The 17,519-nt window shown below is 68.4% G+C and carries 10 protein-coding genes; 6 read left to right on the top strand and 4 right to left on the bottom strand.

What is annotated here, in order from left to right:
* Positions 1 to 109: 109 nt before the first annotated feature.
* Positions 110 to 1,651 carry a peptide deformylase gene (locus B4N89_RS21675; protein ID WP_078977492.1) on the top strand — a complete coding sequence of 514 codons (1,542 nt, stop codon included), beginning with the start codon at positions 110 to 112 and terminating at the stop codon, positions 1,649 to 1,651.
* A 158-nt stretch (positions 1,652 to 1,809) separates the two neighbouring features.
* Here the strand turns inward: B4N89_RS21675 and B4N89_RS21670 are convergent, their stop codons facing one another.
* Entirely contained in the window at positions 1,810 to 5,406 is a 3,597-nt protein-coding gene (locus tag B4N89_RS21670; RefSeq protein ID WP_143658048.1) for an ATP-binding protein, read from the bottom strand.
* A gap of 331 nt (positions 5,407 to 5,737) precedes the next feature.
* Between B4N89_RS21670 and B4N89_RS21665 the strand changes: the two genes are divergently transcribed.
* Positions 5,738 to 6,889 (top strand): HNH endonuclease, encoded by a 1,152-nt coding sequence (locus B4N89_RS21665; RefSeq protein ID WP_235618722.1) that lies wholly within the window; start codon positions 5,738 to 5,740, stop codon positions 6,887 to 6,889.
* Between the two features lie 84 nt (positions 6,890 to 6,973).
* Here the strand turns inward: B4N89_RS21665 and B4N89_RS21660 are convergent, their stop codons facing one another.
* Entirely contained in the window at positions 6,974 to 8,383 is a 1,410-nt protein-coding gene (locus B4N89_RS21660) for a ThiF family adenylyltransferase (protein ID WP_235618721.1), read from the bottom strand.
* Between the two features lie 359 nt (positions 8,384 to 8,742).
* Positions 8,743 to 9,738: an SMODS domain-containing nucleotidyltransferase gene (locus B4N89_RS21655; RefSeq protein WP_078977489.1), complete on the bottom strand. Its 996-nt coding sequence runs from the start codon at positions 9,736 to 9,738 to the stop codon at positions 8,743 to 8,745.
* 782 nt (positions 9,739 to 10,520) lie between these two features.
* On the opposite strand from B4N89_RS21655, the gene B4N89_RS53040 reads away from it, so the two are divergent.
* The 4 genes from B4N89_RS53040 to B4N89_RS21640 all read left to right on the top strand — a co-directional run bounded on the left by B4N89_RS53040 (position 10,521) and on the right by B4N89_RS21640 (position 14,312).
* Complete coding sequence (locus B4N89_RS53040; protein WP_321170701.1) at positions 10,521 to 11,297, top strand: hypothetical protein; 777 nt, start codon at positions 10,521 to 10,523, stop codon at positions 11,295 to 11,297.
* Positions 11,273 to 11,512: an HNH endonuclease gene (locus tag B4N89_RS51550; RefSeq protein WP_235618720.1), complete on the top strand. Its 240-nt coding sequence runs from the start codon at positions 11,273 to 11,275 to the stop codon at positions 11,510 to 11,512. Before B4N89_RS53040 ends, B4N89_RS51550 begins: the two co-directional genes overlap by 25 nt.
* A 185-nt stretch (positions 11,513 to 11,697) precedes the next feature.
* Positions 11,698 to 13,143 (top strand): MFS transporter, encoded by a 1,446-nt coding sequence (locus B4N89_RS21645; protein WP_078979520.1) that lies wholly within the window; start codon positions 11,698 to 11,700, stop codon positions 13,141 to 13,143.
* A gap of 290 nt (positions 13,144 to 13,433) precedes the next feature.
* On the top strand, positions 13,434 to 14,312 hold the full coding sequence (locus B4N89_RS21640) for a phosphatase PAP2 family protein (RefSeq protein WP_235618719.1): 879 nt from the start codon (positions 13,434 to 13,436) through the stop codon (positions 14,310 to 14,312).
* Here B4N89_RS21640 and B4N89_RS21635 read toward each other — a convergent pair.
* A complete protein-coding gene (locus B4N89_RS21635) occupies positions 14,276 to 17,293 on the bottom strand; it encodes a bifunctional [glutamine synthetase] adenylyltransferase/[glutamine synthetase]-adenylyl-L-tyrosine phosphorylase (protein ID WP_078977488.1) in 3,018 nt (1,005 codons plus the stop codon). The genes B4N89_RS21640 and B4N89_RS21635 overlap by 37 nt on opposite strands.
* Between the last annotated feature and the right edge of the window lie 226 nt (positions 17,294 to 17,519).

The following is a 17,519-nucleotide window of genomic DNA, read 5'->3' as shown; positions in this document are numbered from 1 at the left end:
ACCCGGGTCGGTGAAAGAAGGAAACTGGCGATCAGGACCGTGACAACATGATGAATTGCGATCACTCACGGTTCACTCATCTCATCCGGCGGCCAGGGCGGGGGCTTCGATGGACGCGCGGGACGACACCCTGACGGTCGAGCAGGCCGCCGAGGCGTTCGCAGCGGAGATCGCCCATTGGCGCGAGGTGCGGGGCCTGTCCAAGCGGAAGTTGGCCATCAAGATGGGCTTCGACCCGTCGTACGTGAGCCACGTGGAGTCAGGGCGGCACAAGCCCACCGAAGACTTCGCCCGCCGAGCCGAGGACATCCTGAACGCGGGCAAGGCCCTGTGGAAGCGCTGGTTGGACTATGAGGCGGCCAGAAGCCGGACCGCGCCGGGCACCGCCCCGCCGGCGCACCGCCGGACAGAGCAGCCGTACGCGACCGGATCGGCGATCATCGTCGAACACGACGCCGCCCGCATGGAGTTCGACGGTGCCGGCTACCGGCTGACGATGCGCCGACTGCTGCGCAACACCGGCGGCGAGCCGATCACCCGCTACCTGATCCGCATCAGCGTGGACCGCTACCCCGGCGAGCCGGAGCGCTCCAACGCGCACTATCGCGAACACCCGCTGACCTGGGACGAACTCGCGCTGACCGCGACCTGCCGCGGAGAGGCAATGAACTGGCAGGCCAAGCACGACCGCGACGCGTTCAAGGAGATCTGGCTGCTCTTCGAGAACGAGCAGGGCCGCTTCCCGCTGTACCCGGGCGAGTCGGTGTGGATCGAATACGCCTACACGGTCGGCGAGGAGAAGTGGGGCCGCTGGTTCCAGCGCGCGGTCCGCCTGCCCACCGAGCACCTGGAGGTCGAACTCGCCTTCCCCGCCGAACTCGACCCGGCGGTCTGGGGCACCGAGACGTCGATGACCGCCGAAGCGGTGCCGCTGCGAACCGCCCCGATCCGGCGCGACGAGGCCGGTTTGCAGGTCTTCTCCTGGAGCACGTCCACGCCCACCCTCCACGCCCGCTACCGTCTGGAATGGCGATTCCGAGCCCGAGCCGAACGAACACGACACGATTCAAGGGGAGTTCAGGTGACCCAGGTGCGGCCCAGCGACCGGATGCGTGACCTCGGCGTCGTCCAGGAGGGCACCCCCATCCTCGCCGAGCCCGCCCGCCCTTTCGACCTGCCAACCGAGCGCGAGAGCGCCGAGGAGGTCGTCGAGAAACTGTTCATCGCGATGGAGCGCATCGGCCAGGTCCACCCCTTCGCCAAGGGCATGGGCATCGCGGCACCACAGGTCGGGATCGACCGGGCCGCCGCCATCGTCCGGCCTGCCGACCCTGATGCTCCGCCGATCGTCCTGCTGAACCCGCGCATTACCGGGCACGCCGACGAGACGGACGAACAGTTCGAAGGCTGCCTGTCTTTCTTCGACGTCCGCGGCCTGGTCCCCCGCCCGCTGCGGATCACCGTGGAGACCACCAACCCGGACGGCCAGCCGACGATCACCACCTACCAACGCGGCCTCGCCCGCCTAATCCACCACGAAATCGACCACCTCGACGGCCTGCTGTACACCGCGCGAATGCGAGCCGACGTCGAGCCCATCCCCGTCGAGCAATACCGACAGACCGGCCGCGCCTGGTCCTACGAGCAGTGACCGCCTGCACGGCTCGCGCTGAGCACTCGTAGTCAGCCCAGGTCAGCTAATCGCCACATTGAGGCCCCTCTGTGGTCAGTGCACCCGCGGTGTGTCTCGATCACCAGCTACGAAAAACGTGGAAGAGCCCTCTCCAGGGCACTGCCTTTGGTCACACGCTATCGGCGGCGGCGCTTCCTGCTGGTGCATGGCCGCTTGCGTGCGGAGGGCGGGCGTGGGTCTGTCCATCTGACCATAGACGCGGCCAGGGTTCCCTCAGTGAGCGCTTCCTGGAAACGCTGGGCTGTACTGAGGGGCGAGGACAGGATCGTCCGGCTCAGGAGGGGCTCGCCGAGAGCAAAGGCGTAGCAGGCAATGATCAGAGCCGTGCCGCGCCGCTGGATGGCCTTCTGCCAGGCAGGGTTGGGCTTGGCGTATATGCGGGTCACCACACCCTCCTTGCTGTCGAGCAGGAGCGAGGAGGTCCCGCCGGGGCGCAGCGTCAGGTCTGCGCTTGAGGGAACAGCCTGGAACCCCCATAGACGGCGTAGTCCGTGCGCGCAAAGCCAATGCAGCTGCGCGTCGACCATGGTGCCGTCGGCAGCACTAACCAGGTGCCGAGTTTTGGGTTCCAGCAGCACCAGAGGGAGCGGACCGGACAACCCCGGGATGCTGGGGCCCAGCAGGTCGATGTTGCTGCGGAATCCGAGGGCGGCAAAGCCGGCATCGGTCGACAGGCCGAGGTACCCCAGCGTGGGCGTCTCACGAAGCGCCACATCGAGCTGTGCCCCCATTGAGGGTGGCAGCTCGGCAAGTGCTGCGCTCTCATGGGAGTGGATCCGGCCATGCATTGCTTCGCCGAAGCGGACGGTCAATCGGGTATGCAGTCCCCCGAAAATTACCTCCCAGGCGTGTGCGCGCAGCGGCGCATCCGCGAACGGCAGGGTAGCGATCTGCGACAACAGGGTCACGAAATCAGTGGGGCGCGCTACTCCCGGAATGGTGGGCTCGTCGACTTTGACGACCTCGTGTGCTGCGGCGTGTACGGCGCGCAGAAGTTGGAAGCGGGTGCGGTCATAGTCGTTCTCGGCGAGATGGTCATGATAAGAGCCGGTATCCTCGACCAGTCGGTCGAGCAGGGCGAGCGCTGCGTCGTTACCAGTGAGGACCCACATCATCGCGGTGCACTGACCGAGATTGTGGACGAGGTAGTTCACCGTGAGGCGGTGCAGAGTCCGTGGACCGAGGTAGCGCCGAAATCGGGTGTACTCGGCGTCGGCCTGCTCCCATTTATGTTGCAGGGCCAACGCTTCGATCAGCAGCCGACGGGCCTCTGCCGCCTGGCTGGTCCAGGGCGAGCCGATCAGGTCCAACGCTCTGATGGCGGCCTGCTCCGCATCGCTTGCTCGCCCTTCCTCCATGAGGGCACCGAGAGAGACGAGCTGCTGCATGGCACGGATCTTCGGTGTGTCGGGCAAGGGATCGGCCAGTTTCTGAAACCGTGCCAGGAGCTGATCGATGACGGTGCTGCGGGAAGTACGGCGAGATGCACGCTGCAGGAGAATCAGAGCCTGCGTGATCACATCGGCGTAGTTGCGGTGGTCCGCCGCAGGCAGAGCAGCGAGGTGATCCAGGACGGGGACGAGTTGGAGAACAGTTTGTTCGCCGGCGTCCGCAGAGGCGGTTAGATCAATCAGTGAAGCGAGTTGGAGCCGTGCCTGCGCTGTGACTCGATTCGCGTGGACACGACCGCTGGCGAACCACTCCAGCTCACGCTCCAGGAGCAGGCGGGCCAGATCATAACGACCATGATCGCTCTGGAACGCGGCGAGGTTGCCCAACAGGAGTGCAGTATGGAGCGTCGCAATATCGCCATTCTGCACCTGATCAGCCAGGACGGCGGCGTGCTGGGCTAGATCCCATGCCCGGTCGCTCTGACCGTCGTCAACTGCCTGGGCCAGCCACGCGTTCGTGTGGGCGCACGCCCATTGCAGAATCTGGACCTTGTTGAAGCGCTGGCTCAGTAATCGGTCCAGCACAAGCTGGAGCACTGTATTCATCGACACGGTCTCCTCGCCGCCAGGAACCGCATCACGCATCTCGTTGGGTGGCAACCGGGCGTCGGGGCGCACGAAGGACAGCGCGAACAGCTCACGCAGGATGTCGCGCAGCGGTGAGGCTGCCTCATCGAACATCAACTGCACACGGGTGTTAGGCAACTCCGCGCCTGACACGAACGCACTCACGAATGCAAGGTGTACCGGAATGCGCTGCGCCGCGAAGCAGCAGAACGACAGCAGCAGGCTTCGGCACCCGACCAGGATCTCCGGGCTGCGACGGGCACTTTCGTACAGCCTTTCCAGGCTCAGGGTCACAGCGGCAACCAGTGTCCGCGGGTAGCCGGGCGGTAGGACCGTCTCGTCGTCCAGCGCGACGGACAGCAGCCGCGACTGGTATTCGCCGACCCGTTCGGGGCTGAGCCGGCTGTCCACGAGGTAGCCCGCGGCAAGTTCGATTGCCAGCGGCCACCGCCCCAATGCCTCCACCAATCCGGTCAAGGCCTCTTCGTGAGAGGTGCCCTGGTCGTCGCGCAGACCCAGGCGGAGCCGAAGCAGGTCAAGGGCCTGCGGCGGTTCCAGAGCGTCCACCTCCACCAGGCCCAGGGCACCGCGCCACCTGCGGGAGGTAGAAGTCACAAGCACCTGGCCTCGCCCCAGCGGAGGAAGCCACTCCTGCAGCATGCCGGGAGAGGCGTCATCGAACACCAGCAGCCAGGGCCCCGGCGTCCGCTGCAGCAGGATATGCACTCGCTCCCGGACGAAGACCGGGTCCAGCGCCGCATCGTTGGGAGCGCCCAAATGCGCGAGCAGCCGCGCAAACGCACCCGCCAGAGTCTGCGGAGTGGAGGCGTCCATCCAGAACACCATGTCGTAGCGGTACGCCTGCGCCGCCACATACCCCGCTGCCAGACTCGACTTTCCGATCCCTGACAAGCCGCTGAGGACACAGACGGCGACGCCTGCAGTGGGAGCAGCTGGGTGGAGCACCGCAGCGACCTCTTCCAACAGCTGCGGACGGCTGATGTCCGGGACCGGTGGCAGCGGGCCAGCCACGACGCCGTAGTCCTGTCGGCCCAACGCCGTCACCAGGACATCGTCGTCGACCCGCACACACGCCCGGAAGTCCTCCAGGTCCCACCCACTCGACGGCGGGTTCGCGGCCCGCCGAAGGACCTCGGCCACCAGAAAGCCCAGGACCAGACCGGCAGAGCGGACGGACAGCCCCTGTTCGCTGCCGTGCCGCAGTGCGCACAACCGATTGTGGAGATCCACGCGCAGGCCGTCCTCGTCCCGTGTGTCGAACACGATCCGCATCGTCGCCAGCCGCTGCCACTGCTCCGGGGTCAGCGTCGCGAGACGTCGCAACGACGCCGGCGCGGCGCTGAAGAAGTCCTCCAACTCCTGACGCAGCCGTACCGGGTCGCAGTTAAGCGTCGCCAACATGTCGGCCAGGCGTGCGCACCGCTCGTCGGGTCGGGCGTTGGTGATCAGTTCGTACCGCTGCGAGGACAGGCCGGACACTAACTGGACGAGCACTTCCAGAGCCCGCGGCGCGCTAAGTGGCCGCCCTTGGCCGGAACTCTTGACCTGCACCGCCACCAACGAGCGGCCAAGGGCGTCCGCCAAGTCGAAATCGACCGCGTCTACCTCGTGGAGCGAAGTGGCGGTCACTGGCCCCTCGATCCGACACGAAGCCACCGCAGACTGATCGGTCATCGAAGCAAGCAAAGCCTCCAACGTCCGCAGATACTGGTACTGGAATCCCCGGGCAGCGACCCGCCCACCATCCGAATCCGCACCCACTGCAACCCCCGCCCCCGCGCCGGATGCCCGCAGTCAGGGCACCGGTGTCGGGCTGCCGCCGCTGGCCATGGAACACAGCTTCCCCAAGTCTCGCCGCACGGAAACGCAGTGGGCCAGCGGTTGCGTCCTGGGATGTGAAGTACAGGCCCGTGAGTTGCACGGTTGCTTCTGGGGTTCGTGATGTGCTTGTAAGGCTGTGGTTTGTGATCTGTCTGTTTACATACGCATCAAAAGGGGGTGTCCGGTGGCGGTCTCGGAAACGGAGCGGCTCAAGGCGTGGGTGCGAGCGGGAGGCAGATGCGAGTTGTGCGGCGCGTATCTGCTGGAAGGAAAGCTGACATACCGGGAGTTCAGGCTCGGCGAGCTGGCGCACATCGTGGGGCAGGACACGGCCCCGGGGTCCCCACGGGGCGGCGATCCGCTGCCGGTGGACCAGCGTGACCTGGCCGAGAACCTGATGCTGCTGTGCCGCGGCGAGCACGATGAGATCGACCGCAGGGGTTCGCTAGACCTTGTGACGGTGGAGCGGCTGCGCCAGATCAAGCGCGAGCGCGAGGAGTGGATCCGCAGGGTCACTGGTCTGAACCCCACGGACGGCACAGTCGTCATCCGCCTCATCGGCAGCGTTCGGGGCCAAGAGGTCGAACTGACCAAGGCCACCACGGCGGAGGCAGTGATCCGATCCGAGGGCCGCTTCCCAGAGTTCCCGCTAAGCCTTCACGGAGACGGCTTCGAAGTAGATCTGCGGCAGGTGGTCGGCGAGGAACGTGGAGAACCGGCGTACTGGCAGCAGTGTCGCCGGAGGATCAACCAGGTGCTCGAATACCGGCTGGCGGAGGCCGTACGGCAGGACTCGGTGCGTCACGTCAGCGTCTTCGGGTTTGCCCGCCTTCCGCTGCTGGTGTACTTCGGTTCCCGTCTTGATGACACCTTCGCGGTGACCATCTACCAGCGCCACCGCAGCACGGAAGCCTGGACATGGCCGGAGACACTGACGGCACCAGCAGATTTCAGCGTCGAGGCCATGCCTGGTGCTCAGAAACAGGCCACCGAGGGACTTCTGCTGCTGAACATCTCGGGCAGCATCCAGGAGGCGGAGCTTCCCAGCGACCTGCAGGACCTGCCCCGCTGGCGGGTTAGTCCGCATGGCGTCACCCCGTCCGTTGACGTCGTCAACTCCGTGGACACGCTGAACGCGTACAGCTCCACGTTGAGGTCGCTGATGTCCGATCTCGAAGCCCGGCACAAGCACATCAGGCGCCTGCACGTGCTGGCAGCGGCCCCCGTGTCTGCCGCCGTGGCCCTCGGCCGTCTCCACGACGCGAACGTCCATCCCGTCCTGGTCATCTACGACCGCAGTGATGGCCGCTACAACGCAGCGATGGAGATCCCCTGACGAGGCTTGCCCCGCGTGCTCCCCTTTGCCGGAACGTCGTCCGGAGCCACAGGCTTTGAATTGTCCCCGCCGCTGCGCCCGGGCTCAGGGCACGGCCGGTGGCAGGTCGTGGGGCAGGAAGCGGTGATGGGGTGAGCCGGCGGCGTGGGGTAGCGCGACGAGGTGCGTGCCGGAGGCAGGCGCCACCAGATGCATACCCAGCAGGGAGGTGAGTGTTCCTGCAACGGCGGCCAGGTCAGCCGACGATCCGTGGAAGGTGGGTACCGAGCAGCCGCGGGTGGGCACCAGTTCGTCGCCGCCCAGAGTGGCCTGCCACAGCGAGTGGTAGAGCTCCAGGGCCGGGTCCGCGAGCACGGTCTTTCCGGCGGCGGTATCGATGCTGCTGGGCCCGTGCGCGGTACCCGGAGCGCAGACGCTCAGCAGGCCCAAAGTGCCAGTGCGAGTGTCGGTGGCAACCTGGGCCAGGACCGGGCGGGGGCCTTCAACGGCGGCAAACTGGTCAAGGACATGGCCCATGGCGATGGTGACGGTTGCATCGATGAGCACGTCGGTCCCGGTGAGGTCGGCGGCGTTATCAGGTACTGCTCCGTCGTGGGCGTCGACCACTACCGTGTCGCTGATGGCCTGCAGGCGCTGCGCCAGGGCTTGGGCCTTCGGCGCTCCGACGTCGCCCTCCGTGTAGTTCTGCCGGACCAGAAGTCCGCCGGTGACTGTTCCCGGGTCGCACACGCTGACCTGTGCGGCGCCAGCGCGTACGGCGAATTCGGCCATCCAAGAGCCGATCCCGCCGCAGCCCCAGACCTGCACGTGCTTGCCCAGGAAGCCGCTGATCGGAGTGCCCTGATCGCGGCGGGTGGTCACGGCGGGCCGTTCATCGGACACAGGGCACCATTCGATCGGCAGGTCGGGGCGGATGCGGGAGACGTCAATATTCAGGGCGGCGCCTTGTGCGCGGACCGCGTGGCGCAGCGCGTCCGCGGCGGGCGCGGGAAGGCGTGCACCCAGCAGGTGGGGTGGTCCGCCGACAGGATGCGGGACCGCCAGTATCAGGTACTGGTGGGTGTTGTCAGGGTTGCGGATTGCACTCGTTGCGAGCGTGGTCAAGATCGCCGGGGACTGGGGGGACACAGCCGCCCGCACTGGTCGTCCTTGCGCAGAGGCCGGGCCGCGGCCGTCCAGATGGGCCATGAGCTCGGCGAGGGTGGTGCCACCGCCCAGCGGCAACGCTGCGGCAAGGCTGACCACCGGTACCCGCAGCCCGCCGCCTTGCGGCGGCGGGCCGTAGACCAGGTCGAGGCGGTGCTTGGTGCGGGTGATCAGGTAACCGGCCTGGATGCGCCGGTCGGGGCCGGGGGCGCGCACTACCAAGGTCGGGGTTCCGGGTGTGTGGTGGAGCACCCCGCCGACCGCGTGGTACATCGCTTGCGAGGCATCGAACTGGCCTGCGGCCGCATCCGCCAGCCAGGCCCACAGGCGGCTCAGTAGCGCGCGCATACCCCCGCGTAGTGGGTCCCACTCGCGGGCAGGGTCCAGGAAGACGCATAGCCGGCGGCCCGCCAGGACATGGGGGTAGCCGGTGAACCTCGGGTGTGTCACCTCGATGGTAGGCATCGGTAACGGGGAGCCCGGAAGGGTCACGACAAAGTCCTCGTGTTCCTGCAGGGCAAGGCCACCATCTGCGCCGGTAGCCAAGGGGCCGGTGTGCAGTCGCAGCCTCACCAAGAGTGACCCGTCTCGGCCGTGAGCTGGGGCCCCCACCAAGCGCAGCACATCAGGCTGTTCGGCCGATACCTGGCGCAGATCAGCCAGGGCCTGCTTCTGCCAATGCGTGAGTCCAGGGCGGGTCTTGCGAGTCACCCGGCACGGCCGGGCCGGGCGACGGTTGCCGCAGCGCCCGCTGAAGCCGCAGTCGCCGGGAACTTCGCGCTGCTGGCGGCCACCACCGGCGCCTTAAAGCCGGGGCCGAACAGGTTCTGCCACAGCCGCACGCTCGTGTCCTTGTCCGCGGCGTGATACGCGTCGTGGATCTCGCTGGCGTGCGTGTGGATCCGGTCGCGGAAGTAGGAGTAGGTGCTCTGCTCCCAGCGGTGGTCGAAGGTCAGCCCAGACCCGGAGGGGTCCGCAACCGACGGCTTGACCGGGTAAGCCTGCAGGTAGATGTCCAGGTCTTCGACGATGTGCAGCAGCGTGGTGGGCACATCGCGGTAGTAGCCCGGGTCGGAAAGCTTCTTGTAGGTGCTGACCTGGTTGCCCAGCAGCGTCGTCAAGATCACAGACCGGGTTCCGGTGAACGACCCCTTGTGGTCGCGCAGGAACTTCATCAGCCGGATGACCCTCCGCAGGTTTCCCTGGGCGGCTTGATCCTGGGTGCGCATCCAGGTCGTGAAGCCCTCGGAGTCGGTGTACTCCCAGCGGTCCTCATCGCGGTTAACGATGACCTCCCTGCCATCGGCCAGTCGCACGGAGGGCACGAGGTCGACGTGCATGGAGTTGCTGTAGACCAGCCGCACGCATCGGCACTTGCGCGAGTGCGGCATGTCTTTGTAGACGCTGTGCCGGTGCAAGGCCGCATAGACCTCCTCGATGTAGGTTTTCGGGCTCCAGCCGGAGTTCTCGGCCATCAGCAGCATCACGTCGGCGTCGAACTCCGCGCCGCGGACCGGGTCGATGATCGTGCGGTGCGCCCAGGAGCCCTGCGGGATCTTGTCGAGGATCAACTGGCCAATCACCGGATCGGCCTTCAGCGCCCGGTAGATCGACTCCACCCGTGTTTCTAGCAGGTTCAGCTTGACCTGTCCCAGGTTCACCGTGTTGCCCAGGAGTTCGTTGAAATGGTCGGCGAGTTGCATGTGCTGTCCTCGGAAAGAGAGCAGAGCCGTATGGCCGGGACGGGAGTTGGCGATAGGCCAAGATCACGAGCGCGCCTGCGGTCGAGGGCATGAAGCCAATCTGTGCGCTTATCGCTGTTTTTTTACTGTAGGCGTCCCCACTGACATCGTCCTGCCGACGGCAACCCTGCAGCCCCAGAGGAAGCCCGCCCGGGAACCGGGGCGGTGGGCGCGGACGCCCCAGGAAGCTGAGCGTTGGTTGTCCGCTGACGAAGGCGGCGCAGTCCATGACGAGCCAACACAGAATGACGGCAGTCCTGACGGCAATGAGGGTGTAGGAAGACAGTCGAGAACGATCACGGGCGACCAGTGTCCGAAGGAACGGCGCGGCCCTGGCCCCGCTGTTGGGTGGCAACGGGCCTATACAGCCGGTCGGGCACGAGCGAGGCGAGAGCTTGGCGTTTGCTGCCGAGAGCGCTGGGAGGCGGACAGTAGGGCACGGAGAGGGCACACCAAGGCAAGAAATGGCGCGAAACACTGAGCAGTCATGCAAGGCGTTTGTACAGGTCAGAGCCCATACCACGGCGTTCCCGCAGGTCAGCGGATCCCCCTGATCACTTCTTCGACATCTAAGCCTGCCCGAGGGCGGCCTCGCCCCCTCTCGAAGACAAGGCCGTCGACCGCTGCCATCACGCGGTCGGCGGCCTTCTTCGTCGGTTTCGGGGCCGCGGCCGGATCGGCCTGGCGGGGTTTTCCGCTCGGGGTTGTGGTGGCCGCTCTCGCGCCGCTGACAGACTCGGGCGATGAAGATCGGGGAGCTGACCCGCGACGCCGTTCTGCGGGCCCTTGCGGAGTGCGATCGACTCGGGCCCGAAGCGTTCCGGGAGACCTACGGCTTCGGGTCGGCCCGGAAATACGTTCTGGTTCACGACGGCAAGGAGTACGACTCCAAGGCCATCGCAGGCGTGGCCCATCGGTACTGCCATGGCAGAGCGCTCAGGGCGGACGAGTTCAGCGGGGGCAAGGCCGCCGCAGCGGGGTGGCTGCTGAAGCTCGGCTTCGAAGTGCGCGCCCCCATGCGCAGCCTCGACTGGGTCTGGGACGAACTGGTGCTTGCCTGCGCCCTGTTGGCCGGCAACGACTGGGCGCACATCGACGCGAGCGACGAGCGCGTGATCGAACTCTCCCGCCTGCTGCAGAAGCTTCCTTTCCACCCCGAAGCCACGCGCGGAGAAACCTTCCGCAACGCCGATGGTGTCGCGCAGAAGATCTCGGACATCCGAACGTGCCACTCGGACAACATCGGCAAGCCGACCCGCACCCACCGAAACACGTTGGACTACGAGGTCCTGCACGCGTTCCTCGCGGCACCGAGCACCATGGCCGAGGCCGCGCGGCGTATCCGGTCGGGCCTGCGCTCCGGTGAATTGCTCAGCCTCCCCCGGCTCCGCTCGAAGAATTCGAGGAGTACAGCGCACCCGAAGGGCGCATCCTCGCCCGACGGCACCTCTACCGGGAACGCAACCACAGCCTGCGCGAGCGCAAGCTCGCCGAGGTGCTCGACGAGCAGGGCCACTTGAGCTGCGCCGTCTGTGACTTCGACTTCGAGGCGAAGTACGGTGCGCACGGCGCCGGCTACATCGAGTGCCACCATGTCGTTCCGCTGCACGTGGCCGGCGAGGGGGAGACCAAGCTCTCCGACCTCGCGCTCATCTGCGCCAACTGCCACCGCATGGTGCACCGCGCCAACCCGTGGCTGACCATCGACCAGCTCCGTGCGCTGATCACGAAGTAGCGGCCCCGCGAGGCCCCTCGTCGGCTCCGGCCAGAGTCGGCCTTTGCGGCGTTTTGTGGGCCTCGCGGACGCCGATCGCATACCCCCGGCAGGTATTTATGGCCGGCCTCTGGATTTTGTATACCCCCCTCGGGTATGTTCCTGGTCGCCGGATACCCCCCGGTCGTATCTATGGAGTGATCGTGATGTCCGAACCACAAGCCAATCCGCGTCGTTGGGCGGCGCTTGCGCTGATTGCGCTCGCCCAGTTCATGGTCATCATGGACACGTCGATCATCGGCGTGGCCCTGCCCGAGATGCGGACCGATCTCGGGTTCTCGCAGGAGAACCTGTCCTGGGTCTTCAACGCCTACGTGGTCGCGTTCGGCGGGCTGCTCCTGCTCGGTGGGCGGTTGTCCGACCTGTTCGGCGCCAAGCGGGTGTTCTCGGTCGGCTGGGCGATCCTGGGGGTCGGGTCGCTGGCCGCCGGGCTCGCCGGCGAGGTGTGGGTCGAGCTCGTCGGGCGGGCCGTCCAGGGAGTTGGTGCCGCGCTCATCGCGCCCTCGGCGCTGACCCTGTTGATGATGCTCTTCGGCGGCAACCCCAAGGAGTTGACCAAGGCGTTCGCGCTGTACGGCGCCGCCGCGCCCGCCGGCGGCACCGCCGGTGTCTTCCTGGGCGGCCTGATCACCGAATACGCCAGCTGGCCGTGGGTCTTCTACATCAACATCCCCGTCGCCGTACTCGCCCTGGTCGCCACCCCGTCGCTGATGCCGGACGCCCCCGCCCGGCGCGGCTCGATCGACGTGCTCGGTGCCATCCTCGCCACCGCCGGGCTCGGCGTCGCCGTCTACGCCGTCGTGCGTGCCCCCGAGACCGGCTGGGGCTCCGCCGAGACCCTGGGAGTCCTCGCCGCCGGCATCGGCCTGATCGCCCTGTTCCTGCTGGTCCAGGCAAAGCGGGCCGAGCCGCTGATGCCGCTGCGCATCCTGCGTACGCCCAACCTCGCCGGGGCCAACCTGGCCCAGCTGTTGATGGCCGCGGCCTGGATTCCGATGTGGTTCTTCCTCAACCTCTACCTTCAGCAGGTGCTCGGTCTGGGCGCCTTCGCCTCCGGCTCGGCCCTGCTGCCGATGACCGTGGCCATCATGCTCATGATGATCGTGCTCGCGCCGCGCCTGATCGCCCGCTTCGGTCCCAACCCGCTGGTGGTCACCGGCCTGATCGCGCTCGCCGGCGGCATGCTGTGGTTGTCCCTCGTCCGCTCCGACGGCAACTACTGGGTCGACGTGCTGCCCGCCTCCCTGCTCGCCGCCGCCGGCATGGCGCTCGCCTTCATCCCATCCCTGGGCACCGCGATCTCCAGCGCCCGCCCCGAGGAGGGCGGTCTCGCCTCCGGCATCGTCAACACCAGCTACCAGATCGGCTCGGCCCTCGGCCTGGCCGCGATGACCGCCGTCGCCGCCGCACACGGCGCCCAGGAGGTCGGCAACCCCGACGCGCTCACCGACGGCTTCTCCGCCGCGTTCCTCGGTGCCTCCGCCATCGCCGCCGCCGGCGCGGTGATCGCCGCGATCACCCTGCGCAAGCCCGCGGGTGCCACCGACCCGACCTCCGCCGACCCCGCCCCCGAGTCCGTCCCGTCTCCCTGATCACACCCCGGCCCACCGGCCCCGTCCGATGTCACGAACCCCGTCCGAAACTCCGAAGGCCGCCCTCCATCCCGCGGGGGGCGGCCTTCGCGCACCCACCGCGACGTGCCTTTTCTCCGTCCTCGGGAGGAGAAGATCGTGCCCGGACGACCCCACGGGGTGATCGGCTCGGCGGCGGGCTCTGGCAGACTTGAGTCATGGGGGGCAATCCGAGCCGAGAGACCATGCCGCCGTCGGGGCGACGGCTGACCGACGAAGCCGGACGGAAGACCATGCAGCCAATCCCCACGATGACCCGATTGCGTGTATATCTGCACACGCCGCGTCGTCCGCGATTCGTGGTCGAACTCGCGTTGGTGGCGCTGAGCTACTGGGTGTACTCGCTGATCCGCAACGCGGTCCCGGAGCGCCAGGGGACCGCGATCGACCGCGCCTGGCAACTCCTCGATGTCGAGAAGACCATGCACATCGACATCGAACACAGCGTGAACCACGCCGTCAACGGCGTCACCTGGTTGATCGTGCCGATGAACTACTACTACGCCACCCTGCACTTCGTGGTCACCATCGGTGTCCTGGTGTGGCTGTTCCACAAACATCCCGGCCGCTACCGGGCCGTGCGCACGGTGTTGTTCCTGACCACCGGGATGGCCCTGTTCGGCTACTTCTTCTACGCCCTCGCACCGCCGCGACTGCTGCCCGGGGCGGACTACATCGACACCGTCCTGATCCACCACACGTGGGGATCGATGGCGTCCGGCGACATGAAGAACGTCTCCAACCAGTACGCGGCGATGCCGTCGATGCACATCGGCTGGTCGACGTGGTGCGCGCTCGCGATCGTGATGTTCGCCCGGCCGCTGTGGGCCAAGGTGCTCGGCGTCCTGTACCCGATCACCACGCTGTTCGTGATCGTGGCGACCGGCAACCACTTCGTACTCGACGCGGTGGGCGGCTGGATCACCCTGGCCGCGGCCTTCGGCGTCCAGTGCCTGGTCAACGGACGCTCCGCGTACCGCTTCCCGCAGTATCCGCCGGACGACCCGCGGGCCGCGCCGCCACCGCCGCCGCCGGTCCCCAAGGCCGCCGACGGGCACGACGGGCACGCACCCGACGCCCCTCGCGGGAAGCCTCAGCGCGAGCCCGTCGAAGTCTCGTCCTCGCCGTAGAAGACCCGCTCCACCACGGCCCGTGCCAGCCTGGTCACCCGTCGATACTCCTCGAGCAGGCTGCCGGTCTCGTCCGAGGCGTGCCCGAGCAGCCGGGCCACCCCGCCCAGTTCGCGTACATCGGACGGGAAGCTGTCCGAGGACCGGCCGCGCACGATCATCACCGCGTTGCGCACCCGGGTGGCCTCGACCCACGCATCGTCCAGGATCCGGGCGTCGTGCGCGTCGAGCAGCCCCGCGTCCCGGGCCGCCGCCAACCCCTGTCGGGTGCCGGTCACCCGCAGCGCGGGCACCTCGTGCGCGTGCCGCAGCTGGAGCAGTTGCACCACCCATTCGACATCGGCCAGACCGCCTCGGCCGAGTTTGGTGTGTGTGGTCGGGTCGGCCCCGCGCGGCAGCCGCTCGGCCTCGATCCGGGCCTTCATCCGGCGGATCTCGCGGACCTGGCCGTCGTCGATCCCACCACACGGGTAGCGCACCGGCTCGACCAGTGCCAGGAACCGCCGGCCCAGGTCGGCGTCGCCCGAGGTGACGTCGGCGCGCAGCAGGGCCTGGCTCTCCCACAATTTGGACCAGCGCTCGTAGTAGGCCCGGTACGACGCGAGCGTGCGCACCAGCGGTCCCTGCCGGCCCTCGGGGCGCAGGTCGGCGTCGATCAGCAGCGGCGGGTCGGTGGACGGGATCTGCAGCAGCCGGCGCACCTCGTTGCACACCCGCTGTGCGGCCTTGGCGGCCGACTCCTCCGGCACGTCCTCGATCGGTTCGTACACGAACATCACGTCGGCGTCGCTGCCGTATCCCTGCTCGTAACCGCCGAACCGGCCCATCGCGATGATCGCGATCCGAGCCGGCATCGGCCCCCGCTCACGCTCGAACCCGTCGACGGCGGCCCGCAGCGCACCGGTCAACGTGGCGGCGTTGACGTCGGTCAGCGCCCGGCCGATGGCGTCCACGGCCGGCCGGCCCAGCACGTCGGCGGCGACGATCCGGAACAGCTCCCGTCGGCGCACACTGCGCGCCGCCTGTACCGCGCTCTCCGGCCCCGGCGCCCGCCCGACCGCGGCCAGGATCTCGGTCTCGAGCGCCGCCCGCGAACGCGGCCGCAACCCGTCCCCGTCGCCGAGTATCGCCACCGCCTCGGGCGCGCGCAGCAGCAGATCCGGCGCGAGCCGCCCGGAGGCGAGCACCCGGGCCATGTTCTCCGCCGCCGCCCCGGAGGCACCCGCCCCCGAGTCGCGCAGCAGCCGCAGATACCAGTGCGTGTTGCCGAGCGCGTCGGAGACCTGCCGGAAGGCGAGCAGCCCGGCGTCGGGGTCGGCCGAGTCGGCGAACCAGCTCAGCATCACCGGCAGCAGCGTGCGCTGGATCGAGGCGCGCCTGCTGACCCCGGAGGCCAGCGCCTCCAGGTGGCGCATCGCGGCGGCCGGGTCGGCATAGCCCAGCGCCTCGAACCGGGCCCGCGCGGCCTCGGCGGTAAGCCGCTGTTCGCCCGCCTTGAGCCGGGCGACCGCGTCCAGGAGCGGCCGGTAGAACAGTTTCTCGTGCAGCCGGCGCACCTCCAGCGTCTGCTGCTTCCAGGCCTTCTCCAACTCGCCCACCGGATCCGAGCGCATGCCCATCGAGCGGGCGATCCGGCGCAGTTCGCCCGCGTCGGTGGGCAACAGGTGGGTGCGGCGCAGCCGGAAGAGTTGGATGCGGTGTTCGAGGGTGCGCAGGAAGCGGTACGCGGCGTCCAGCCCGGCGGCGTCGTCACGGCCCACGTAGCCGGCGGCGGACAGCGCGGCGAGTGCCTCCAGGGTGGAGCCGCGGCGCAGTGTCGGATCGGACTTGCCGTGCACCAACTGGAGCAGCTGCACGGCGAATTCGATGTCGCGCAGCCCGCCCGGCCCGAGCTTGACCTCGCGGGCCACCTCGCGCGCGGGGATGCTGTCCACCACCCGGCGGCGCATCGCCTGCACGTCGGCGACGAAGTTCTCCCGGCCGGCCGCGGTCCACACCATGGGCGAGACGCTGTCCATGTACTTGCGGCCCAGGGCCGCGTCGCCGGCCACCGGGCGGGCCTTGAGCAGGGCCTGGAACTCCCAGGTCTTGGCCCAGCGTTCGTAGTAGGCGAGGTGGCTGGCCAGGGTCCGCGTGAGCGGGCCGTTGCGGCCCTCGGGGCGCAGGTTGGCGTCGACCTCCCAGATCGAGCCCTCGACGGTGGTCGCCGAGCAGGCCCGCATCAGGGCGCCGGCGAGCCGGTTGGCGGCGGCGACCGCGATGCCCTCCGACACGCCGGGCGGGGCCTCGGCGACGAAGACCACATCCACGTCGCTGATGTAGTTGAGTTCGCGCCCGCCGCACTTGCCCATGCCGATCACCGCCAGCCGGCACTGTTCGGCCTCGACCGGGTGCTCGCGGCGGACCAGGTCGAGCGCGGCGTCCAGGGTGGCACCGGCCAGGTCGGCGAGTTCGGCGGCCACGGTCGGCTCGTCGGCCGAGCCGCACACGTCGCGCGCGGCGATGGAGAGCAGGCAGCGCCGGTAGCCGACGCGCAGCGCGTCGAGCGCCGGGTCGCCGCGCAGGCCGGTGAGCGCGCCGGCGAGCACGGTGTGGAAGTAGGCCGGGGTGGGCCGGGCGTCCCGCACGTCGTAGGTGACCAGGGAGCGCCAGTCGTCGGGGTGCCGGGCGAGGTGGTCGCCGAGCGCGGCGCTGACCCCGAGGACGCCCAGTATCCGGTCCCGAAAGGGCTTCGCGGACGCGAGCGTGGACAGCAGGACCGAGCGATCGGCGGCGGCCTCGGCGAGTCGGACCAGGCCGAGCAGCGCGAGGTCGGGGTCGGCGGTGGCGGCCAGCGCGTCCAGGAAGAGCGGGTCGTCGCCCGCGCCGAGCAGGGCCGGATCGCGCAGGTTGCGCGCGGCGCTCGCGATGTCGGTGAAGCCCAGTCGCACCAGACGCCCGTCGGTGGCCGCCGGTTCGCGAGGCTGATCCGCAGAGGTCACCGGCCGAGCGTATCCGGTCAAACGACTGATCGATCAAGAACGGAACTGGGAATGTGGACGCGCCGCACCGGGGGTTCGCCGAGCCCCCCGACCGCGGCGAACACATGTGCGGCGCGCCCTCGTCCGGTGGTGAACGGCGATTCCACTCTGCGAGCCGTCCGTCCCACGGCCCGAAGAGGCCTCCGTAGCGACGAGCCGCCATACGCCACCGTACGGGACGTCACCC

This window comes from Embleya scabrispora, from assembly GCF_002024165.1.
Classification (GTDB): domain Bacteria; phylum Actinomycetota; class Actinomycetes; order Streptomycetales; family Streptomycetaceae; genus Embleya; species Embleya scabrispora_A.
Note: the sequence above shows the minus strand (reverse complement) of the source record. Positions and strands in the feature narration are given on the sequence as shown.